Source organism: Pseudomonas vlassakiae, from assembly GCF_014269035.2.
In the GTDB taxonomy this organism is placed as follows: Bacteria; Pseudomonadota; Gammaproteobacteria; order Pseudomonadales; family Pseudomonadaceae; genus Aquipseudomonas; species Aquipseudomonas vlassakiae.
Genome location: NZ_JABWRP020000045.1, coordinates 1 through 1,828, shown reverse-complemented (window position 1 = coordinate 1,828; position 1,828 = coordinate 1). Strand labels below are relative to the sequence as shown.

The window sequence follows — 1,828 nt, the reverse complement described above, 5'->3', positions numbered from 1 at the left end:
GGTCAGTTCACGTATCACCAATGCCTCGGGTGGCAATTTCGAAAACCTGGCGATCAACAGTACCGCGGCAGTTACAACGGTGAGTGACACCGTCGACACCTCTACCGTCACGCTAACCGCCACGCCATCTGTGGCCGAAGGCGGCACTATCGTCTACACCGCCACGGTTAATGCGCCAGTCACCGGAAGCCCGGTCGTAGTCAGCTTGGCTAACGGCCAAACCATCACCATTCCGGTTGGCCAAAGCTCCGGCACCGCCACCGGTGCCGTGAACAACGACGTCTATCAAGGCCATGCAGCAGTCACAAACAGCATTACCAACGTCAGCGGCGGTAATTACGAAAATCTGGTCGCTGATCAGGCACCAGTCAGCACCGCCGTGACCGATGTGCAAGACACCACCACTGTCACCCTGACCGCCACGCCTTCCGTGGCCGAGGGTGGCACCATCATTTACACCGCCACAGTAGGGGCTCCGGTCACCGGCAGCCCGGTCGTAGTCAGCTTGGCCAACGGCCAGACCATCACCATTCCGATTGGTCAGAGTTCAGGAACGGCCACGGGCGCCGTCACCAACGACGTCTATCAAGGCCACGCGGCAGTCAGCAACAGCATCACCAGCGTCAGCGGTGGCAACTACGAGAACCTGGTCGCCAACCAGACACCAGTCAGCACCGCCGTGACCGATGTGCAAGACACCACGACGGTATCGCTGACAGCGACGCCAAGCGTGGCGGAAGGCGGCACTATCATTTACACCGCCACAGTAGGAACTCCGGTCACCGGCAGCCCGGTGGTAGTCAGCCTGGCAAACGGGCAGACCATTACCGTTCCGGTTGGCCAAAGCTCCGGCACCGCCACCGGTGCCGTGAGCAATGATGTCTACCAAGGCCACGCGGCAGTCACCAATAGCATCACCAACGTCAGCGGCGGCAACTACGAAAACCTGGTCGCCAACCAGGCTCCTGTCAGCACCACCGTGACCGATGTGCAAGACACCACCACTGTCACCCTGACCGCCACGCCTTCCGTGGCCGAAGGCGGCACTATCACCTACACCGCCACAGTAGGTGCTCCTGTCACCGGAAGCCCGGTCGTAGTCAGCTTGGCTAACGGGCAGACCATCACCATTCCGGTTGGTCAGAGCTCAGGAACGGCCACGGGCGCCGTGAGCAATGACGTTTATCAAGGCCACGCGGCAGTGACCAACAGCATCACCAGCGTCAGCGGCGGCGACTACGAGAGTCTGGTTGCCGACCCGGCGCCAGTCAGCACCACCGTGACCGATGTGCAAGACACCACAACGGTATCGCTGACAGCGACGCCAAGCGTGGCCGAAGGCGGGACCATTATCTATACGGCGACAGTGGGCGCCCCTGTCACTGGCAGCCCGGTCGTAGTCAGCTTGGCCAACGGGCAGACCATCACCATCCCAGTCGGGCAGTCGTCCGGTACAGCCACGGGTGCCGTCACCAACGACGTTTATCAAGGCCACGCGGCAGTTACCAACAGCATCACCAATGTCAGCGGCGGCAATTACGAGAATCTGGTTGCCGACCAGGCACCGGTCAGCACCGCCGTGACCGATGTGCAAGACACCACAACGGTATCGCTGACGGCAACGCCGTCCGTGGCGGAAGGCGGGACCATTATCTATACGGCGACAGTGGGCGCCCCTGTTACTGGCAGCCCGGTCGTAGTCAGCTTGGCTAACGGCCAAACCATCACCATTCCGGTTGGCCAAAGCTCCGGAACCGCCACCGGTGCCGTGAACAATGACGTCTACCAAGGCCACGCGGCGGTCACCAACAGCATCACCAGCGTCAGT

General features: G+C 61.4%; 1 protein-coding gene. It reads left to right on the top strand.

The window, feature by feature from the left end; translation table 11 throughout:
* Positions 1-1,828 (top strand): immunoglobulin-like domain-containing protein (locus tag HU738_RS25695; RefSeq protein ID WP_367616186.1); only part of this gene is annotated, 1,828 nt, incomplete at both ends.